Origin of the sequence: Kitasatospora sp. NPDC048540 (genome assembly GCF_040651175.1) — a bacterium.
In the GTDB taxonomy this organism is placed as follows: Bacteria; Actinomycetota; Actinomycetes; order Streptomycetales; family Streptomycetaceae; genus Kitasatospora.
In genome coordinates, this window is record NZ_JBEZIR010000009.1 from 78304 (window position 1) to 98345 (window position 20042).

15 protein-coding genes are annotated in these 20042 nt (G+C 74.5%); 1 reads left to right on the top strand and 14 read right to left on the bottom strand.

What is annotated here, in order from left to right; all coding sequences use genetic code 11:
• Positions 1-87: 87 nt before the first annotated feature.
• The 6 genes from AB0D08_RS06435 to AB0D08_RS06460 form a co-directional block, all read right to left on the bottom strand.
• Positions 88-945: a regulatory protein RecX gene (locus AB0D08_RS06435; RefSeq protein ID WP_359886479.1), complete on the bottom strand. Its 858-nt coding sequence runs from the start codon at positions 943-945 to the stop codon at positions 88-90.
• A gap of 163 nt (positions 946-1108) precedes the next feature.
• The gene (gene recA, locus AB0D08_RS06440) at positions 1109-2218 is read right to left on the bottom strand and encodes a recombinase RecA (RefSeq protein WP_033819034.1); all 1110 of its coding nucleotides are present in this window, start codon (positions 2216-2218) and stop codon (positions 1109-1111) included.
• A gap of 148 nt (positions 2219-2366) precedes the next feature.
• Positions 2367-3566: an AI-2E family transporter gene (locus AB0D08_RS06445; RefSeq protein ID WP_033819050.1), complete on the bottom strand. Its 1200-nt coding sequence runs from the start codon at positions 3564-3566 to the stop codon at positions 2367-2369.
• A gap of 231 nt (positions 3567-3797) precedes the next feature.
• Complete coding sequence (locus AB0D08_RS06450) at positions 3798-3992, bottom strand: DUF3046 domain-containing protein (protein ID WP_359886482.1); 195 nt, start codon at positions 3990-3992, stop codon at positions 3798-3800.
• Positions 3993-4025: 33 nt separating this feature from the next.
• Positions 4026-4619 (bottom strand): GNAT family N-acetyltransferase, encoded by a 594-nt coding sequence (locus tag AB0D08_RS06455; protein ID WP_149038000.1) that lies wholly within the window; start codon positions 4617-4619, stop codon positions 4026-4028.
• A gap of 118 nt (positions 4620-4737) precedes the next feature.
• A complete protein-coding gene (locus AB0D08_RS06460; protein WP_359886485.1) occupies positions 4738-6312 on the bottom strand; it encodes a S8 family serine peptidase in 1575 nt (524 codons plus the stop codon).
• 213 nt (positions 6313-6525) lie between these two features.
• Here AB0D08_RS06460 and AB0D08_RS06465 point away from each other — a divergent pair, with 213 nt between their 5' ends.
• Entirely contained in the window at positions 6526-11229 is a 4704-nt protein-coding gene (locus AB0D08_RS06465) for an ATP-dependent helicase (protein ID WP_051811980.1), read from the top strand.
• Between the two features lie 216 nt (positions 11230-11445).
• Here AB0D08_RS06465 and AB0D08_RS06470 read toward each other — a convergent pair whose 3' ends face one another.
• The 8 genes from AB0D08_RS06470 to AB0D08_RS06505 all read right to left on the bottom strand — a co-directional run bounded on the left by AB0D08_RS06470 (position 11446) and on the right by AB0D08_RS06505 (position 19890).
• Positions 11446-11760: a hypothetical protein gene (locus AB0D08_RS06470; protein ID WP_149038002.1), complete on the bottom strand. Its 315-nt coding sequence runs from the start codon at positions 11758-11760 to the stop codon at positions 11446-11448.
• Between the two features lie 145 nt (positions 11761-11905).
• On the bottom strand, positions 11906-12277 hold the full coding sequence (locus AB0D08_RS06475; RefSeq protein WP_033819038.1) for a helix-turn-helix transcriptional regulator: 372 nt from the start codon (positions 12275-12277) through the stop codon (positions 11906-11908).
• 285 nt (positions 12278-12562) lie between these two features.
• The gene (locus AB0D08_RS06480) at positions 12563-13048 is read right to left on the bottom strand and encodes a CinA family protein (RefSeq protein WP_033819039.1); all 486 of its coding nucleotides are present in this window, start codon (positions 13046-13048) and stop codon (positions 12563-12565) included.
• On the bottom strand, positions 13045-13686 hold the full coding sequence (pgsA, locus tag AB0D08_RS06485) for a CDP-diacylglycerol--glycerol-3-phosphate 3-phosphatidyltransferase (RefSeq protein ID WP_063794300.1): 642 nt from the start codon (positions 13684-13686) through the stop codon (positions 13045-13047). Before pgsA ends, AB0D08_RS06480 begins: the two co-directional genes overlap by 4 nt.
• On the bottom strand, positions 13683-15185 hold the full coding sequence (gene rimO, locus AB0D08_RS06490; protein WP_033819040.1) for a 30S ribosomal protein S12 methylthiotransferase RimO: 1503 nt from the start codon (positions 15183-15185) through the stop codon (positions 13683-13685). The genes pgsA and rimO overlap by 4 nt, the downstream gene beginning before the upstream one ends.
• 86 nt (positions 15186-15271) lie before the next feature.
• Positions 15272-16063, bottom strand: a complete 792-nt coding sequence (locus tag AB0D08_RS06495; RefSeq protein ID WP_033819054.1) for a RodZ domain-containing protein — start codon at positions 16061-16063, stop codon at positions 15272-15274.
• A 355-nt stretch (positions 16064-16418) separates the two neighbouring features.
• The gene (locus AB0D08_RS06500) at positions 16419-19094 is read right to left on the bottom strand and encodes a DNA translocase FtsK (RefSeq protein ID WP_033819041.1); all 2676 of its coding nucleotides are present in this window, start codon (positions 19092-19094) and stop codon (positions 16419-16421) included.
• A gap of 160 nt (positions 19095-19254) precedes the next feature.
• A complete protein-coding gene (locus tag AB0D08_RS06505; protein ID WP_359886502.1) occupies positions 19255-19890 on the bottom strand; it encodes a response regulator in 636 nt (211 codons plus the stop codon).
• Positions 19891-20042: the final 152 nt, after the last annotated feature.

Below are 20042 nucleotides of genomic sequence, written 5' to 3' on the forward strand. Positions count from 1 at the left end.
TGATCCCTCACTGCTTGCGAGGCTAGGCGCAGGTTACGAAACGGTCAAGATGCGATCGAGAGTTGACTTCGGTGATCTGAGGTGACGTCACCATGCCCCGGAGTCGTCACCGCTGTCGTCGTCCTCACCGGCCCGGCCTGCACCACCGGCCCCGCCCTCGTCGGCCAGCGCCGCCAGCACGACTCGGAACGCCAGCCCCTCCGGGTAACCCCGCCGCGCGAGCATCGCGACCAGGCGACGGATCCTGGCCTGCCGGTCCAGTCCCCGGGTGGCCCGCAGCTTGCGGTCGACCAGTGCCCGGGCGGAGTCGGTCTCGTCCTCGGCCTCCACCTGGGCGACCGCCTGCTCGACCAGTTCCCCGGCCACCCCCTTGGTACGGAGTTCCTGGGCCAGCGCGCGCCGGCCGCGGCGGTCCTGCCGGGACTCGACCCAGGCGTTCGCGAACGCGCCGTCGTCGATCAGCCCGACCTCCTCGAAGCGGTCGAGCACCTGCTCGGCGATCTCCTCGGGGATCTCCTTGCGGCGCAGCGCGTCCCCGAGCTGCTTGCGGGTCTTCGCCGCCCCGGTCAGCAGCCGCAGGCAGATGTCCCGCGCCCGGGTCTCCGGGTCGGCCGACTCGGCATCGGGCGCCCCCGCTGGCCGGCCCCGCTCGCGCCGGTCCTCATGCTCGTCCCGCTCGTCGTGGTGGTCCCGCTCGCGCCGGCCGGACCCGCCTCCCGGACGCCCCGACCGGCCACGGCGCCCCGCCGGGCTGCCGTCGGCATCGGGCCCGTCCGCGTCCGCGGACGTGCCGGCCCGTGCCCGGCCTCGCGCCGTGGCCCGCACGCCCGCCGACCCGTCCGGCGACCCGTCGGCCGACTCCTCCTGGAGGGCGCTGCGCCGACGCCGGCGCCCGCCCGGCAGCTGCGAGGCGGACACCAGCTCCGACAGATCCAGCTCCGGCACGGCCTCGCCGCCCGTTGAAGGCCGGTCCCCTGACCGGGCCGCGGATCGGGGCTCCGCCGGGGGTGCGGGCTCCGCGACGGCGGCGAACCAGTCGGGCGGTCCCCAGTCACCGGGCTCCTCGGAGCGGCCCGGTGACTGGTCCTCGGGGTGGTACGTCAACGGTTCAGGCCTTGGCCGCCGCCGTCTTCTTCGCCGCGGCCTTGGCCGGCGCGGCGGCGGGGGCGGCGGCCTCGGCAGCCGCCGGCGCACCGCCCTCGGCGTCGGCGGGGGTCTCGGTCTTCGGACCGATGCCCAGCTTGCCCTTGATCTTGGCCTCGATCTCGTCGGCGAGCTGCGGGTTGTCCCGCAGGAAGTTGCGGGCGTTCTCCTTGCCCTGGCCCAGCTGGTCGCCCTCGTAGGTGTACCAGGCGCCGGACTTGCGGATGAAGCCGTGCTCCACGCCCATGTCGATCAGGCCGCCCTCGCGGCTGATGCCGACGCCGTAGAGGATGTCGAACTCGGCCTGCTTGAACGGCGAGGCGACCTTGTTCTTGACCACCTTGACGCGGGTGCGGTTACCGACCGCCTCGGTGCCGTCCTTCAGCGTCTCGATCCGGCGGATGTCCAGGCGGACCGAGGCGTAGAACTTCAGCGCGCGGCCACCGGTCGTGGTCTCGGGCGAGCCGAACATCACGCCGATCTTCTCGCGGAGCTGGTTGATGAAGACGGCCGTGGTGTTCGACTGGTTGAGCGCACCGGCGATCTTGCGCAGCGCCTGGCTCATCAGCCGGGCCTGCAGACCGACGTGCGAGTCACCCATCTCGCCCTCGATCTCGGCCCGCGGCACGAGCGCCGCGACCGAGTCGATGATCACCAGGTCGATCGCGCCGGAGCGGATCAGCATGTCGGTGATCTCCAGCGCCTGCTCGCCGGTGTCCGGCTGGCTGACCAGCAGGGCGTCGGTGTCGACCCCGAGCTTGCGCGCGTACTCCGGGTCGAGCGCGTGCTCGGCGTCGACGAACGCGACGGTGCCGCCGAGCCGCTGGGCGTTGGCGGCCAGGTGCAGGGTCAGGGTGGTCTTGCCGGAGGACTCCGGGCCGTAGATCTCGACCACCCGGCCGCGCGGGATGCCGCCGACCCCGAGCGCGACGTCCAGCGCCGTGGATCCGGTCGGGATCACGTCGATCGGCGTGCGGGCCTGGTCGCCGAGGCGCATCACCGAGCCCTTGCCGAACTGCCGCTCGATCTGGGCGAGCGCGGTTTCAAGAGCCTTCTCGCGGTCCGTTGCTGCCATGGCTTCCACCCTCGGGTTCTGTGCTGTGCGCTTCATCGTCCTCGACGCTAGCGCGTCCCACTGACAATCGGCCCCGATCGGGCTCCGCCTGTGGAAAACTCGTCATGCCCGAGTATAGGGAACACCTGTTCGATTGCCGCGTTCCGCCCTACCTCTCCCCGCCGCCCACCCCCTGACCTGCGGATTCACCCTGCGACCCGAGGTCGCCCCCGCCCGCCGGCTCCTCCGTGTCCGGGGCCCCGACCATCCGCCGCAGCCGCCGGGCGGCCAGCCGACGGCGCTCCCGCCACGCCGTTCCCCGGTCGATCCGCGGATCGGTGGTCACCTCGTACCTCCGCACGTAGGTGCCGACGAAGCCCTGCAGGGTCGCGGCGGCCGGGATGGCGATCAGTGCGCCGACCGCGCCCAGCAGCGCCGCGCCCGCGATCACCGAGCCGAACGCGACGGCGGGGTGCACGTCCACCGTCCGCGCGGTGATCCTGGGGTGCAGCAGGTAGTTCTCGACCTGCTGGTAGACGATCACGAAGGCCAGCACCCAGAGCGCGTCCGACGGCTGCACGGTCAGCGCCACCAGCACCGGCAGCGCGCCCGCGATGTAGGTGCCGATGGTCGGCACGAACTGCGACATCACGCCGACCCAGACGCCCAGCGCCACCGCGTACGGCAGACCCAGGATCTGGAACATGATCCAGTGCGCGACGGTCGACACCAGCGCCAGCAGCGCCCTGGAGTACAGGTAGCCGCCGGTCTTCGCGAGCGCGATCTCCCAGGCCCGGAGCACCTCGCCCTGCTTGTCGGGCGGCAGCAGCGAACAGACCGTGCGGCGTACCCGGGGGCCGTCGGCGGTGAAGTAGAAGGTGAACAGCCCGACCGTGAAGGCCTGGAACAGCCCGCCGATCACGGTGCTGGAGACGCCCCAGGCGTTGTCGGCGGCCTGCTGGGCGTACTTCTCGATGGTGCCTGAGTCCTGCAGCACCTGGTGCTGGAGCTGGTCCAGCGACAGGTTCTGGTGGAAGGTCCGGTTGATCCACTCGATCAGATCGTCGAGCAGGTGCGGCAGCCGGCCCGCGACCTGGGTGACCTGGTCCACCAGCAGGGTGCCGAGTGCGGCCAGGAAACCCGCCACGGCGACCGCCAGGCCGATGAAGACCAGGAAGGTCCCGAGCCCCCGCCGCACCCCGCGGGCCGCCATCCGGTCCACCGCGGGTTCCATCGCGAGCGACAGGAAGAAGGACACCAGCAGCATCACGAACAGGTCGATCAGCTGGTGGAACGCCCAGTCGGCCAGTTTGAACAGCCCGGCCAGCACCAGCGCCAGCACCAGCGCCCGGGGCAGCCACCTGGGCATCGCCCCGCCGGTCAGCCGGGTGCGGCCGTCGGACGTCCGGGGCACCGGGGACCGGCGCGCGGGGGCGGGATCCGCGGCCTGCTGGGTCTGCTGGGTCTGCTGGGTCTCCGAGCTGCTCACCACCGGGCCAGTCTCACCCATCAACCGGGAGAAACCGGACGGATCGCTCACCCCGGGTGCGTCGGCCGGAGCTGTACACCCACCCGCGGGCCATACGCCCGGCAGTGGCCGTCAGCGCAGCAGCGCCGACACCCCCTGGGTCCGGCAGACGACCTTCCAGACGTCCTTGGCCTCCCAGCCGTCCGCCAGCGCCTGCCGGACGGTCCGTCCGCCGAGTTCGCTCATCAGGTGGTCCTGCGCGAACGACTCGGCGTAGGCCTCGCCGAAGTGCTCGTGCATCCGTCGCCAGAACTCCGTCAGCCTCATGGCCCCAGTATCCCAAACCGGGCCACCGGCCGGTCAGGGCCGCCAGTCGGCGCGCTCCAGCGCGTACTCGACCTCGCCGTGCTCGGCTCCCTCGACGGGCTCGTCCCAGTCCTCGTGGAAGGTCCGCACCAGCCGCAGACCGGCCTTCTCCATGACCCGGCGCGAACCCCGGTTGACGGCCATGGTGACGGCGTGGACGCGCGCCACGCCGAGTGCGGTGAATCCGTGCCGGATCAGCGCCAGCGAACCCTCGGTCGCGTACCCCCGCCCCCACGCGGCCTGCCGCAGGCGGTACCCGAGTTCGACGTCCCGGCCCTGGTCCCGGCCGCCTTCCTGGCGCCCGTCCGGGCCCGGCGCCGGGTCCAGCCGGAACTCGAACCAGCCGAGGAACTCCCCGCCGGCGCGATCGATCGCGGCCCAGTGCCCGAACGAGGGGTTCCGCCGGTAGGTGTCGAGGTAGCCCGGCAGCACCTCCCGCTCCACCACCTCGCGGGGAACGGGCCGGCCACCGGTGAGGTACCGCATCACGGCGGGGTCGGAGTTCAGCTCCGTCAGCAGGTCGACGTCGGCGGCGGCACCGGTGAAGGGGCGTAGCACCAGCCGATCGGTCATCAGGTACGTGGACACCGCCCGATCCTGCCCCACCGGGCCCGGCCCCCGCCCCCCGTTTTCCCGCCCGGTCCGCGGGCCGGGCCCGTGCCGGTCCGTTCATGCCGGTCCTCGCCCGCGGGCCGCTCCTCGCCGGTCAGTCCGGCAGCACCAGCACCCCGGCGCCGTAGTACTCCCGGTACGCCGGGTCCGCGCAGACGGCGGCCGCCCGCTCGCAGCCGGCCGCCGCGGCGGCCGTCAGCTGGTCGGCCACCTCGGCCGGGCCCCACTCGGGGTGGACGGCGGCGGTGACGGCGGCCGCGCCGGTGACGTGGGCGGCCGACATCGAGGTCCCGGCCAGGGCCGCGTACTGCCCGCCGGGCCAGTCGGAGACGACCGCGCTCTGGGCGCTGCCGTCCGGGTCGCCGCCGGGGGCCGCGATCGAGATCCGGCCGCGCCCGTAGTTGGAGTAGCCGGCGGGCAGGCCGCGGCGGTCGACGGCGCTCACCGTCAGGACGCCGGGGAGTTCGCCGGGCAGCCGGATGCACTCGGTGCCGAGCAGCCGGTCCTGGCCGGGGCCGGACAGCCGGTCGTTGGGGCTGCGCCGGTCGGGGCGGGAGGAACCGAGGTCCTGGCCGTCGTTGCCGGCCGAGGCGACCACCACGGCGCCCTGCTTCTGGGCGTAGGCCACCGCCCGGCCGACGGCCGCGATCAGCGCCGCCTGGTCGGGGTCCTCGGGGCAGTTGTACTTCCACGGGTCGGCGAAGTAGCTGTCGTTGACGGCCTTCGCGCCGTGGTCGGCGGACCACAGCATGCCGCAGACGATGTTCTCGGCGTAGTACTGGCCGAGCGGCCCGAGCAGCCGAACCGCGGCGATCCGTACGCCGGGGGCGACGCCGGTCACGCCGTGGCCGTCGCGGGCCGCGCCGACGATGCCGGCCACGTGGGTGCCGTGCCCGCTCTCGGTCACCCCGGGGTCGGGCCGCCAGGCGCCGAACCGGGCGTCGGGCCGGCCGTCGGCGCAGGAGGCGGAGGCCTCCGGGTCGACCGCGGCGCGCAGGTCGGGGTGGGTGTCGTCGACGCCCGAGTCGAGCACCGCGACCAGGACGCCGTGCAGCGTCTGCGGCGAGGGCAGCGGCGCCGCGCCGGCGGTCCGGGCGGCCACCGGGGCCAGTCCGGGTGAGCGCAGCAGGGTGGCGAAGCGGGCCGGGGCCTCGGTGGCGCCGATCATGCCGAGGTTCCAGTCGCTCTGTTCGGCCGGATCAGGAACGGTCGCCGTCGAGTCGTCGGTCGAGTCGCCGGCCGGGCCCCGGGCCGCCCCCCGCGCCGGGGCGCTGTCCGAGGCGGGGCGGAAGTCGCTGGTGCCGTCGAGCGGCCGGGGCGGTCCGGGCACGGCCGCCGTCCGGGTGGCGCCGACGGCGGCTATGCCCGGCCGGCCGCGCAGGCGTTCGGCGAACTGGCCGGTGGCGTAGGCGAGCACCGCGCCGATCTGCGGGTAGTCCTGGACCACTTGGCCGCCGGCCGCCGTGGCCTGTTCGGCGGCGAGTTCGGCGCCCTCGGTGTCCTGCCGGTCGGCGAGCACCAGGTAGCTGAGGTAGCCGTGGCCCGATCCCGAGACGTACGGCACGGCGCCGCCGAGCAGGAGGGCGGTCAGCAGCATGGCCAGCAGGATCCGGGCCGGGCCGCGACGGTGCCGGGCGTGGTCCCCGCCGGGCGGGCTCACCTGCTCCATCGTGCGGCCTCCGCTCGTCGGGCCGGCCCGGGCGGCGGTCGGACGGCCGGGCGGGACGTCTGGATCATCACCATATGAGCAGAATGTCCGACTCGCCCTCCTGGACTGCGCCGCCCGGCGCGCCCGCCGCCCGCCCATGACCTGCCGCCCATGACCCGCCGCCCACCGCCCGTCCGGGCGTCGGCTGTCAGTGGCGGCAGGCACCATGGGGGCATGGCGCCCCACGACGACACCGAGGCCCCGCAGGACGGATCGCCGGGCCAGGGCGGATCGCCCGACCCGCTGGCCGGCTTCGCCCCGCCCACCCGGGCCTGGTTCACCGGTGCCTTCGACGCGCCCACCGAGGCCCAGACCCGGGCCTGGGCCGCCATCCAGCGGCAGACCGACGTCCTGGTGGTCGCACCGACCGGCTCCGGCAAGACGCTGGCGGCGTTCCTCTCCGCCCTCGACCGGCTCAGCAGCACCCCGCCCCCGGCCGATCCGAAACGCCGCTGCCGGGTGCTCTACATCTCGCCGCTCAAGGCCCTCGCGGTCGACGTCGAGCGCAACCTGCGCGGCCCGCTGGCCGGACTGCGCCAGGCCGCGGTCCGGCTCGGCCTGCCCGAGCCGGAGGTCGAGGTGGCGATCCGCTCCGGCGACACCCCGGCCGCGGACCGGCGCCGCTTCGCCAGCCACCCGCCGGACATCCTGATCACCACCCCGGAGTCGCTGTTCCTGCTGCTCACCAGTGCCGCCCGGGACGCGCTGCGCGGCATCGACACGGTGATCCTGGACGAGGTGCACGCCGTCGCCGGCACCAAGCGCGGCGCCCACCTGGCCCTCACCCTGGAGCGGCTGGACGAACTGCTGGACCACCCGGCCCGCCGGATCGGCCTGTCGGCCACCGTCCGCCCGGTCGAGGAGGTGGCCCGCTTCCTCAGCCCGCAGCGCGGCGCGGCGGTCGTCCAACCGCCCTCCGCCAAGGTGTTCGACCTCTCCGTGGTGGTCCCGGTCGCCGACCTGGACGAGCTGCCCGCCCCCGCCGAGGACCCGGCCCGCGCCGGCGCCCCGCCCGGCCAGGGCGGCGCCTCGATCTGGCCGCACGTCGAGGAGCGGATCGTCGACCTGGTCCAGGCCCACCGCTCCACCATCGTCTTCGCCAACTCCCGCCGCCTCGCCGAACGCCTGTGCAACCGCCTGAACGAGATCGCCGTCGAGCGCGCCACCGGCGCCGCCCTGCCCGCCGCGCACGCCCCCGCCCAGCTGATGGGCGGCTCCGGCGCGGCCGCCGGCGCACCACCGGTGCTCGCCCGGGCGCACCACGGCTCGGTCTCCAAGGAGCAGCGCGCCCTGGTCGAGGAGGAGCTGAAGGCCGGCCGGCTGCCCGCCGTGGTCGCCACCTCCAGCCTGGAGCTGGGCATCGACATGGGCGCGGTCGAGCTGGTGGTCCAGGTCGAGTCGCCGCCCTCGGTCGCCTCCGGCCTGCAGCGGGTCGGCCGGGCCGGCCACCAGGTCGGCGCCGTCTCCACCGGCGTGTTCTTCCCCAAGTACCGGGGCGACCTGGTCCAGTCCGCCGTGGTCACCGAGCGGATGCGGGACGGCCGGATCGAGGCGCTGCGGATCCCCCGCAACCCGCTCGACGTACTGGCCCAGCAGCTGGTCGCGATCACCGCCCTGGACACCTGGGACGTCGACGAGCTGCTCACCCTGGTCCGCCGGGCAGCCCCCTTCGCCACCCTCCCGCAGTCCGCCTTCGACGCCGTCCTGGACATGCTCGCCGGCCGCTACCCGTCCGACGCCTTCGCCGAGCTACGGCCCCGCCTGGTCTGGGACCGGGTCGCCGGCACGGTCACCGGCCGGCCCGGCGCCCAGCGGCTCGCCGTCACCTCCGGCGGCACCATCCCCGACCGCGGCCTGTTCGGCGTCTTCATCGTCGGCACCGACCCCAAGAAGGGCGGCGGCCGGGTCGGCGAGCTCGACGAGGAGATGGTCTACGAGTCCCGGGTGGGCGACGTGTTCACCCTGGGCACCACCTCCTGGCGGATCGAGGAGATCACCCACGACAAGGTGCTGGTCTCCCCCGCACCGGGGATCCCGGGGCGGCTGCCGTTCTGGAAGGGCGACACCCTCGGCCGCCCGCTGGAGCTCGGCCGCGCCCTCGGCGCCTTCGTCCGCGAACTCGGCGGCCTGGAGCCGGCCGCCGCCACCGCCCGGCTCCGGTCCGCCGGCCTCGACGACTGGGCGGCGGGCAACCTGCTCACCTACCTCACCGAGCAGCGCGCCGCCTGCGGCCACCTGCCGGACGACCGCACCATCGTGGTCGAGCGCTTCCGGGACGAGCTCGGCGACTGGCGGATCGTCATCCACTCCCCCTTCGGCGCCCAGGTGCACGCCCCCTGGGCGCTGGCGATCGGCGCCCGGCTGCGCGAGAAGCACGGCCTCGACCCGCAGGTGATGCACGCCGACGACGGCATCGTGCTCCGCCTGCCCGACGCCGACCTGCTCGACTTCCCCGTCGACCGGCCCGCCACGGACCGCGCGCCGGCCGACGACGCCCCGGTCGGCGCCGACGCCGTTCTCTTCGACCGCACCGAGATCGAGCAGATCGTCACCGACCAGGTCGGCGGCTCGGCCCTGTTCGCCTCCCGCTTCCGCGAGTGCGCCGGCCGCGCCCTGCTGCTCCCGCGCCGCAGCCCCGGCCGCCGCACCCCGCTGTGGCAGCAGCGCCAGCGCGCCTCCCAGCTGCTGGAGGTGGCCGGCGAGTACGGCTCCTTCCCGATCGTGCTGGAGGCCGTCCGCGAGTGCCTCCAGGACGTCTTCGACGTGCCGGGCCTGGTCGAGCTGATGGGCGATCTGGAGTCCCGCGCGGTACGCCTGGTCGAGGTCACCACGCCGGAGCCGTCACCCTTCGCCCGCTCCCTGCTGTTCGGCTACGTCGCCCAGTTCCTGTACGAGGGCGACTCCCCGCTGGCCGAGCGCCGCGCCGCCGCCCTGTCGCTGGACTCCCGGCTGCTGTCCGAACTGCTCGGCCAGGCCGAGCTGCGGGAGCTGCTGGACCCGGCCGTCCTGGCCGAGCTGGAGGCCGAGCTCCAGCGGCTCACCCCCGAGCGCCGGATCAAGGACGCGGAGGGCGTCGCCGACGCGCTGCGGCTGCTCGGCCCGCTGAGCGAGGCCGAGCTGACCGCCCGGGGCGCCGAGCCGCTGTGGGCGCTGGAGCTGGAGGCCGCCCGCCGATTGATCCAGGTCCGGGTCGGCGGCGAGCAGCGCTGGGCCGCGATCGAGGACGCCGGACGGCTGCGGGACGCCCTCGGCACCCCGCTGCCGGTCGGCGTCCCCGAGGCGTTCACCGAGCCGGTCAAGGACCCGCTCGGCGACCTGCTGGCCCGCTACGCGCGCACCCACGGCCCGTTCACCGCCGCCGAATCGGCCGCCCGGTTCGGGCTCGGCACCGCCGTGGTGACCGGCACCCTGCACCGGCTGACCGCCGCCGGCCGGCTGGTCCAGGGCGAGTTCCGGCCGGTCGAGGGGCACACCGCCACCGTCGAGTGGTGCGACGCCGAGGTGCTGCGCCGGCTGCGCCGCCGGTCGCTGGCCGCGCTGCGGCAGGAGGTCGAGCCGGTCCCGCCGCGGGCGCTGGCGGCGTTCCTGCCGCAGTGGCAGCACCTGGCGGGCCACCGCCTGCGCGGCCCCGACGGCCTGCTGCGGGTGGTCGAACAGCTCCAGGGCACGGCGCTGCCCGCCTCCGCGGTGGAGAAGCTGATCCTGCCGGCCCGGCTGGCCGACTACACCCCCGGCCTGCTCGACGAGCTGATGGCGGCCGGCGAGATCGGCTGGTCCGGCGCCGGCGCCCTGCCGGGCAAGGACGGCTGGATCGGCCTGCACCTGCCCGAGGACGCGCACCTGATCCGCCCCGAGCCCGTCCAGCCGGCGCTGACGCCCGTCCACACCACCCTGCTGGAGGCGCTGGCCGGCGGCTACGGCCTGTTCTTCCGCCAGCTGGCCGAACGCACCCCGGACACCCCGGAGAGCGAGCTCACCGAAGCCCTGTGGGACCTGGTCTGGGCCGGCTACGTCACCAACGACACCCTCGCCCCGCTGCGCGCCCTGCTCGGCTCCGGCCGCACCGCCGGGTCGACGGCCCACCGGGCGCCCAGGGCCACCCCGCGCGGCCGCTACGGCGGCGCCGGACGGGCCCTGAACCGGCCGGGCACGCTGCGCCCGGGCCCGCCGACCGCCGTCGGCCGCTGGTCGCTGCTGCCCGCGTACGACGCCGAGCCGACCGCCCGGGCCGCCGCACAGGCCCAGAACCTGCTGGACCGCCACGGCCTGCTCACCCGGGGCGCGGTGGCCGCCGAGCGGGTGCCGGGCGGCTTCGCCGGGGTGTACCGGGTGCTGTCGGCGTTCGAGGAGCGCGGCCGGGCCCGCCGGGGGTACTTCGTGGAGGGCCTGGGCGGCGCCCAGTTCGCGATGGACGGCGCAGCCGACCGGCTGCGGTCGGTCAACGGGCGGCTGGAGCGGGCCGGCTCCGAGGGGTGGACGGCGGCCGCCTCGGCGGAGCCGCCGCAGATCCTGGTGCTGGCGGCGGCGGACCCGGCCAACGCGTACGGCGCCGCGCTGCCCTGGCCCGAGCCGCCGACGGCTCCCGGCCCGGCGAAGACGGTGGCCGCGCACCGGCCGGGCCGCAAGGCGGGCGCCCTGGTGGTGCTGGTCGACGGGGAGCTGTCGCTGTACGTGGAGCGCGGCGGAAAGTCGCTGCTGGCCTGGGGCGAGGCGGGGCTCGCGACCGCCGCGCTGGCGGAGGCCGTCCGCCGGGGTGCGCTGGGCAGCGTCACGGTCGAGCGGGCCAACGGCGAGAGCGCCCTGACCTCACCGCTGGGCCGGCTCCTGGAGGAGGCGGGCTTCCACCCGACCCCGCGCGGCTACCGCCTCCGCGGCTGAACCACCCGGGCGGCGACTCACCGCCGGAGGCGGGGAGGGCTCCACCACCCCGGCGGAGCCTCGCGGACGCACCCCAGCCCCGCTCCGGGGCGCCACGCGGCCCGAGCAGGCCCCGAGCCCGGCCCGAGGATGCCCGAGCACGACCCGAGCGCGGTACGAGCCCCGCGCTAGCCCGGCCCGAGGGCCGTTCGAGGGAGCGGGCCCGGCAGGACCCGGTCAGGGCCGGGAAGCGTCCTCGGCCGTCAGAAGGGCTGGATCGGCCGGACCGATATCGGCCGGAGCAGCGTCGGCCGGAGCAACTCCGGCCGGGGCATCGCCGGGCGGGCGGCGCCGCGGCCCGGTGAGCAGTCGGTTGCTGTGCACGGGGACCAGGCCTAGGCCCCAGCCGCCGGCGAGCATGCCGAGCGCGGCACCACCGAGCCCGGCCGCACCACCGGTGAGCAGCACCCACAGCCCCGCGACGGTCGCCAGCAGCAGAGCGGCACCAAGGCCGTCGGGCCGCCCGGCCACCGACCGGAGCAACGCCTTCACACCGGCCTCGCACATCGGCCGGGCACGGCACGACCACCCACGCCACGACCACGCGCGGTACGAGAACCCACGGTCCGACCAGGTACGCCGCACTCCGGTCTCCTTCGCTCGGCCCCGCGCAGGGCGCGGGGAGGGCGAGACCGGGTCAGGCCGCGACCACGTCCATGGCGGCAGCCTTGGACGACATGGTTCCGGCCCGGTCGACCCCGGGAGCCGGCAGCGACACCGGTTCGAGGACCGGCCTCAGCAGATCACCCTCCGAGAGGGTGGCCATCGCCGCAAGTTCGGCGAGCGACAGCTCGTCGCTGACCTCGCGCATGACCTCGGACATCCGGACGTCGAGCGCGTCGCAGATGGCGGAGAGCAGCTCGGACGAGGCCTCCTTCTGCCCCCGCTCCACCTCGGAGAGGTAGCCGAGCGAAACCCTGGCAGCTGCCGACACCTCGCGGAGTGTGCGGCCCTGGCGCTGGCGCTGCCGACGCAGCACATCGCCCAGCAGGCGACGGAGCAGGATCATCGGTGCCTCCCTCCTCGGACTGCGAATCGAGATGTCACGCCCCCACCGTACCGCCTTGTCCGCATCGCGTGCGGGGACCATGGTCGTGTTCACTCTGGGCTGCAAGGCTGCCCCCTCCCCTGTCTGTTCCCCGCAAGGACCCCGGTAGGACCCCGCCGGTTCCCCTCGCGGGGCGTCCGGCCGGGGCCGCGCAGCGCGTCCCCTGACTGGTATCTGCCCAGCCGGACCATCCGATCTAACACGATCCCCCCGGCGAGGCGGCCAGTTCAGCGATTTCAGCAAACCTCAGCGGGACGGCTCCGCGGACGCTAGGTGTTCCAGCAGCAGTTCCAGTGCCGCCGTCACCGCGGTCCGCCGGACGACCGTGCGGTCACCTGACAACCTCACAGAGGCCGTCAATGTTCCCGAGGGCCCGGAGACGGCCAGGTGCACGGTGCCGACCGGCTGTCCGTCCTGCGGGTCGGGGCCCGCCACGCCCGTGGTGGCGAGGGCGTAGTCGGCCCGCAGGAGCCGGCGTACGCCGTCGGCCATCTGGCGGGCCACCACCGGGTGCACGGCGCCGTGGACGGCCAGCAGGCCCTCGTCCACGCCGAGCACGGACGCCTTCAGGTCGGTGGCGTAGGCGGTCACGGAGCCGCGGAAGGTCTGCGAGGCGCCCGCCACCGCGACCAGCTCCGCGGCCAGCAGCCCGCCGGTGAGCGACTCGGCGACCGCCAGGGTCGCGCCGCGCTCCCGCAGGGCGGCGTGCGCCTCGGCCGCCCGCTCGTTCACCGGCCGGCCCGTTCCGCGGCCCGGCCCTCGCGGCGCAGCCGCAGCGCCTGCCCGACGTAGTCCAGCCCGGTGCCGACGGTCAGCAGCACCGCGACGGCCATCAGCACGGCCCGTGCGGTGGCCAGCCAGCCGGTCAGCGGCAGCACGTACATGCCGACCGCGATGCCCTGGGTGAGGGTCTTCAGCTTGCCGCCCCGGCTGGCCGGGATGACGGCGTAGCGGATCACCCAGAAGCGCATCAGGGTGATGCCGAGCTCGCGGGCCAGGATCACGGCGGTGACCCACCAGGGCAGGTCGCCGAGGACGGACAGGCCGATCAGCGCCGCGCCCATGATCGCCTTGTCGGCGATCGGATCGGCGATCTTGCCGAAGTCGGTGATCAGTCCCTTGCGCCTGGCCAGTTCGCCGTCGAACAGGTCGGTGATCATCGCGATGGCGAAGGCGGCCCAGGCGACCGCGCGCCACTTGGGGTTGTGGCCGCCGTCGGCGAACAGCAGCGCGACGAAGACCGGCACCAGCAGCAGCCGGGCCATCGTCAGCACGTTGGCGATGTTCCAGATGCCCGGGGGCGGGGGCGGCGCGGCCGCCGACCGGTCGGGGCCGGTCGCGGTCGGGGCCCCGGGCCCGCTTCTTGTCATACCCCGGCTCCCTGGGACCCGGCCCCGTCGGCCGCCTCCGTCCGGCCGGCGCCGGCCTGCTCCGCGTCCAGCACCTCGGCGACCAGGTCGACGCCCTCGGTGCCGGTGACCCTGGCCCGGTAGAACCGGCCGACGACCGCGTCCTCGGCCCCGAGCAGGGTGGTCAGGCCGTCCGTCTCGGGGGCCTGGTGCGCGGCCCGGCCCTCGACCACGCCGTCCTCCACCGACTCGACCAGCACCTCGACCTCGTCGCCGATCCGCTGCTCGGCGCGCTGCGCGGTGAGCTCCTCGGCCAGCCGGGACAGCTTGGCGAGCCGGTCGGCGACCACGTCCTCGGGCAGCTTGCCGTCGAAGCCCGCCGCCTCGGTGCCGTCCTCGTCCGAGTAGCCGAAGACGCCGATCGCGTCGAGGCCGGCGTGGGTGATGAACCGTTCCAGCTCGGCGAAGTCCTCCTCGCTCTCGCCGGGGAAGCCCACGATGAAGTTGGACCGGACGCCGGCCTGCGGCGCCCTGTCCCGGATGGTCTTCAGCAGCCCGAGGAACTGGTCGGTGGAGCCGAAGCGGCGCATCCGGCGCAGCACCGCCGGGGCGGAGTGCTGGAAGGACAGGTCGAAGTAGGGCACCACGCCGGGCGTCCCGGTCATCACGTCGATCAGCCCGGGCCGCATCTCGGCCGGCTGCAGGTAGCTGACCCGGACCCGCTCGACGCCCTCGACCGCCGCGATCTCGCTCAGCAGCGTCTCCAGCAGCCGGATGTCGCCCAGGTCCTTGCCGTACGAGGTGTTGTTCTCGCTGACCAGGACGACCTCGCGGACGCCCTGTCCGGCCAGCCAGACGGCCTCGTTCAGGACGTCGGACGGGCGGCGCGAGATGAAGGAGCCGCGGAAGGCCGGGATGGCGCAGAACGAGCAGCGCCGGTCGCAGCCGGAGGCCAGCTTGACCGAGGCGACCGGGTTGTCGTCCAGGCGCTTGCGCAGGGTGCGCGGGCCGGACGCGGGGGCGACGCCATCGGGGAGGTCCTCGGGGGCGCCGTGGCCGGGCAGCGCGACCTCGGCGGCGGCCTCCTGGCGCTTCACCGGGCTGAGCGGCAGCAGCTTGCGGCGGTCGCGCGGCAGGTGCGGGGCGTGGTGGCCGCCGGACAGGATGGTCTGCAGGCGGTCCGAGATGTCGGTGTAGTCGTCGAAGCCGAGGACGCCGTCGGCCTCCGGCAGGGCGTCGGCGAGCTCCTTGCCGTAGCGCTCGGCCATGCAGCCGACCGCGACCACGGCCTGGGTGCGGCCGTGGCCCTTGAGGTCGTTGGCCTCCAGCAGGGCGTCGACGGAGTCCTTCTTGGCGGCTTCGACGAACCCGCAGGTGTTGACCACGGCGACGTCGGCGTCGGCGGCGTCGTCGACCAGCCGCCACCCGTCGGCCTCCAGTCGCCCGGCGAGTTCCTCGGAGTCGACCTCGTTGCGGGCGCATCCGAGCGTGACCAGGGCGACAGTGCGGGGTTCAGGCATGACGCCAAGATTAACGCGCGGGCCCCGGTGCCGTTCGCCCCGGAGCCCGTATGCCTAGATCGTCCGGCCTCGCGGCCGGTTCCCGGTCAGCCCGCCTGCGGGTCACCGGGGGTGTAGGTGAGATGCACCACCTGCCCGTCCGTCCCGGCCGGACCGAGGTCCTTGCCGTTGACGTACACGTGGACGGCGCCCGCGTTGCCGATCACCAGGGTGATCTTCGCGGGGTCGGTGAAGGTCTGGTCCTGGCCGGCGTCGAGGTTGTTGGAGAAGAGCGACTTGCCCTTGCCGTCCTTGGCGGTGACCCAGCTCTTGTCCTTCTCGGCGACCAGCTTCACGGTGACCTTGTCGACCGGGGCGGCGGCGATCGCGGCCGGCGCGCTGGTGGCCGGGGCGGGCGGCTGGGCGGAGGCGGTGACCGGGGCGGCGGCGCTGCTGGGCAGCGGCTCGCTGGCGGAGCCGGCGCCGGCCTCGCCGGAGCCGTCCGTGAACAGGTTGAAGCCGATCAGCGCGACCACGGCGGCGATGGCCACCATCATGGCGGCGGTCCAGTTCGGCCGCCGGTGGTCGGTCACCTTGATCGGGCCGGTGTCCAGCAGCTGGGTGGCGCGCGCGGGGCCGGGCGCGCCGCCGTGGGCGGCGTCGTAGCGGACCACGAGCGCGTCGCCGTCGACGCCGACGGCCCGGGCGATGGCGCGGATGTGGCCCCGGGCGTAGACGTCGCCGCCGCAGCGGCTGAAGTCCTCCTCCTCGATGCCGTGCACGATCGGGACCCGGACCCGGGTGGCGGCGCTGACCTGGTCGACCGTCAGGCCCGCGGCGAGCCGGGCCGAGGCCAGCAGCGCGCCGATGCCCGGCTGCCCGCCGGAGCCTTCGCCCACGGACGGGTCCGCCGGGTACTCGCCGCTGCCGCTCTGGCCGGGCACGGCGCTGGGCGCGGAGGGTCCGCGGCTGTCGCGACGAGGGGACTTGCCGATGGTCACTGGGCGCGCCTTTCGAGCGTTGGCCACCTGCTGAGAAGACAGTCTAGGGGCGGGGGAGGAACGTTTCTCAAGCGGACGGGCCCGAACGGGCATCCGGGCCCTTCGGCCGCTGACATCCGGTCAGACGCCGCGGCGGCCCGGGCGTCCGTGCCTCGATGGACGCCCGGTCCCTGCGGCCGGTTCCCCGCCTCCCGGCCACCGGCCGGGAGGTTCCTCCGAACGAGTGAGCCGGGTGCGTCGCCCACCCCGGAGGTCACCCCCGGAGCGTGATCAGCACCCCGTCCAGCTCGTCCGGTTTGACCAGGACGTCGCGGGCCTTGGAGCCCTCGCTCGGGCCCACGATCCCACGCGACTCCATCAGGTCCATCAGCCGCCCCGCCTTGGCGAAGCCGACCCGCAGTTTGCGCTGGAGCATCGAGGTCGAACCGAACTGGGTGGAGACCACCAGCTCGGCGGCCTGGATCAGCAGGTCCAGGTCGTCGCCGATCTCCTCGTCGATCTCCTTCTTCGGGCCGCCGCCGACCGTGACGTCGTCCCGGTAGACCGCCGTCATCTGGTCCTTGCAGTGCTGGACGATCTTGGCGATCTCGGCCTCGGTGACGAACGCCCCCTGCATCCGGACCGGCTTGCTGGCCCCCATCGGCAGGAACAGCGCGTCGCCCTTGCCGATCAGCTTCTCGGCGCCGGGCTGGTCCAGGATGACCCGGGAGTCGGCCATCGCCGAGGTGGCGAAGGCCAGCCGGGACGGCACGTTGGCCTTGATCAGGCCGGTCACCACGTCCACCGAGGGCCGCTGGGTGGCCAGCACCAGGTGGATGCCGGCCGCCCGGGCCAGCTGGGTGATCCGCACCACCGAGTCCTCGACGTCCCGCGGCGCGACCATCATCAGGTCGGCCAGCTCGTCGACGATCACCAGCAGGTACGGGTACGGCGTCAGCTCGCGCTCGCTGCCGAGCGGCGGCTTGACGGTGCCGGCCTTCACCGCCGCGTTGAAGTCGTCCACGTGCCGGAAGCCGAACGCCGCCAGGTCGTCGTAGCGCAGGTCCATCTCGCGCACCACCCACTGCAGGGCCTCGGCGGCCTTCTTGGGGTTGGTGATGATCGGCGTGATCAGGTGCGGGATGCCCTCGTACGCCGTCAGCTCGACCCGCTTGGGGTCGACCAGCACCATCCGGACCTCGTCCGGGGTGGCCCGGGCCAGCACCGAGGTGATCAGGCAGTTGATGCAGGAGGACTTGCCGGCGCCGGTCGCGCCGGCCACCAGGATGTGCGGCATCTTGGCGAGGTTGGCCATCACGGTGTGGCCCTCGACGTCCTTGCCCATGCCGACCACCATCGGATGGTCGTCGTCGGCGGCCGCGCGCGAGCGCAGCAGGTCGCCGAGGTTGACCATCTCCCGGTCCCGGTTGGGGATCTCCACACCGACCGCGGACTTGCCGGGGATCGGGCTGATGATCCGCACGTCCGGACTGGCCACCGCGTAGGCGATGTTCTTGGCCAGCGCGGTGATCCGCTCGACCTTGACCGCGGGGCCGAGCTCGACCTCGTAGCGGGTCACCGTCGGGCCGCGGGTGAAGCCGGTGACCCTGGCGTCCACCTTGAACTCGGCGAAGACGCCGGTGAGCTGGGCGACCACCTCGTCGTTGAGCTTTGAGCGGGACTTGGCGGGGGCGCCGAAGTCCAGCAGGTCCAGCGGCGGGAGCGCGTAGGTGATGTCGCCGGCGAGCCGGAGCTGTTCCATCCGGGCCGGGGCCGGGCCGTGCTCCTCGGGTGCGCCGGCGCTGCGGGCCGGCGGCACGGCCGGCTCCTCGGGCGGCGCCGTGTTGTCCCGGACCTGGTGGATCATGCTCGCCACGGCCGGGCTGCCGGGCACGCCCCAGGTGAGCGCGCCGTCCAGGTCGGCCGCAACGCCCGCGGCCAGGTCCCTGGTCCGGTACGGGTCCTTCTCGAACGAGACCGGCTCCTCGGCCGGTTCGTCCTTGCGGCGCCGGCGGGTCCGGCGGCGGGACAGCTCGTCGCCGTCGGTGTCCTCGATGGTGAAGGGCAGAGCGTCGGGGTCGGCGTCCTCGGGCGGTTCGGTGGACAGGTCCCGGGCGCCGGACAGCGCCTCGCCCTCCGGGCCGTCGGCGAGGGCGGGTTCGACCACGCCGAGCCGCACCCCGGCCTGCCGGATCCGCTCGGGGATCCGGTTGACCGGGGTGGCGGTGAGCACCAGCAGCCCGAAGAAGGCGAGCAGCAGCAGCAGCGGCACCGCGAGCGGCGGCCCGGCCGCCGCCATCATCGGGGTGGACGCGGCCCAGCCGAGGATGCCGCCGGCCAGCCGTATCCGGGTCGCGCCGCTGCCCATGCCGGGGGCGCCGCACCCGATGTGGACCAGGCCGAGGACGCCGACCACCAGGGTGGACAGGCCGATCAGGATCCGCCCGTTGGCCTCGGGGAGTTCGGGGTGGCGCATCAGCCGTACCGCGACCGCGCCGAGCAGGAACGGGATCAGCACGTCGAGCCGGCCGAACAGGCCGGAGACCACGTTGGTGGCGACCTCGCCGAGCCAGCCCTGCGGGCTGAACCACGTCCCGGCCGCGGTCACCAGCGAGAGCGCCAGCAGCAGCAGCGCCAGGCCGTCCTTGCGGTGCGCCGGGTGCAGGTTCTTGGCGCCGTCGCCGAAGCCGCGGAAGACCGCGCCGACGGCGTGCGCGAGGCCGAGCCAGACGGCCCGGACGGCCCGGAAGAGTATCGGGCGCGGCGGGGGCGGCGGCGGGGCCGCGGGGGGCTTGGCGGCGCTCTTGCGCGCCGCGGCCTTCTTCGCCGCCGGCGCCGCCTTCTTGGCGGCGGGAGCGGCCTTCTTGGCGGGTGTCCGGCCGGCCGGTGCCTTCTTGGCCGGCCCGGGCTTCGGGTTGCGTGCCGCGCTGCCGGGCGTACGTGTGGCCATGGGTCAGCAGCCTACCGGCGGCCGGGGCGGCTGGACACGCCCGACCGCTCCGGCCCGGAGCGTGTCGCCGAACACCTGATCGCCTGACGGGCGGTCACCGGACCGGCCGTCATCGCGCTACCCGGCGGGCGCACCGGGGCGCAGGGGGGTGGTGCGCCGCTCAGTTCGCGCCGGGGCGCAGGGCGTCGAGCGCCGCCCGCAGGCCGGCCAGTTTGCGCTCCAGGTGCGCCGAGGTCGCGGCGGCACCCGGATCCGCGGAGTCGTCGAGCTGCTTGGTCAGCGCCTCGGCCTGCTCCTCGACCGCGGCCAGCCGAGCCGACAGCTCACCCAGCAGCCCGCCGCCGAAACTGGCCGCCTCGCCCGCCTCCAACTGCAGCCGCAGCAGCGCGGCCTGCTCCTTGAGCTGGCAGTTCTTCATGTAGAGGTCGACGAAGACCGACACCTTGGCGCGCAGCACCCACGGGTCGAACGGCTTGGAGATGTAGTCCACCGCACCGGCCGCGTACCCCCGGAAGGTGTGGTGCGGGCCGTGGTTGATCGCCGTCAGGAAGATGATCGGGATGTCCCGGGTGCGCTCGCGGCGCTTGATGTGGGCGGCGGTCTCGAAGCCGTCCATGCCCGGCATCTGGACGTCCAGCAGGATGACCGCGAAGTCGTCCGTGAGCAGCGCCTTCAGCGCCTCCTCACCGGAGGACGCGCGCACCAGCGTCTGGTCCAGCGCCGAGAGGATCGCCTCCAGCGCCAGCAGGTTCTCCGGCCGGTCGTCGACCAGGAGGATCTTCGCCTTCTGCACCAGGACCCGCCCTCCTGCCTGTTGTCTTCCCACGGACGGCACCCGCGTGCCGCTCACCACTGCCCCGGTCATGCTAGCCGTACCCCCTCGCCCGCCACATCGCTTGGCACGATCCGGCCGGTGGCCGCCCCGGGGAAGCGCCGTGCCGCAGGCAG

Excerpts from the sequence above, each read along its gene's own strand:
- AB0D08_RS06460 (WP_359886485.1), bottom strand. The coding sequence starts at position 6,312 with ATGGAGCAGGTGAGCCCGCCCGGCGGGGACCACGCCCGGCACCGTCGC.
- recA (WP_033819034.1), bottom strand. The coding sequence starts at position 2,218 with ATGGCAGCAACGGACCGCGAGAAGGCTCTTGAAACCGCGCTCGCCCAG.
- AB0D08_RS06500 (WP_033819041.1), bottom strand. The coding sequence starts at position 19,094 with ATGGCCACACGTACGCCCGGCAGCGCGGCACGCAACCCGAAGCCCGGG.
- AB0D08_RS06465 (WP_051811980.1), top strand. The coding sequence starts at position 6,526 with ATGGCGCCCCACGACGACACCGAGGCCCCGCAGGACGGATCGCCGGGC.
- AB0D08_RS06445 (WP_033819050.1), bottom strand. The coding sequence starts at position 3,566 with ATGCCCAGGTGGCTGCCCCGGGCGCTGGTGCTGGCGCTGGTGCTGGCC.
- AB0D08_RS06475 (WP_033819038.1), bottom strand. The coding sequence starts at position 12,277 with ATGATCCTGCTCCGTCGCCTGCTGGGCGATGTGCTGCGTCGGCAGCGC.
- rimO (WP_033819040.1), bottom strand. The coding sequence starts at position 15,185 with ATGCCTGAACCCCGCACTGTCGCCCTGGTCACGCTCGGATGCGCCCGC.
- pgsA (WP_063794300.1), bottom strand. The coding sequence starts at position 13,686 with ATGACAAGAAGCGGGCCCGGGGCCCCGACCGCGACCGGCCCCGACCGG.
- AB0D08_RS06450 (WP_359886482.1), bottom strand. The coding sequence starts at position 3,992 with ATGAGGCTGACGGAGTTCTGGCGACGGATGCACGAGCACTTCGGCGAG.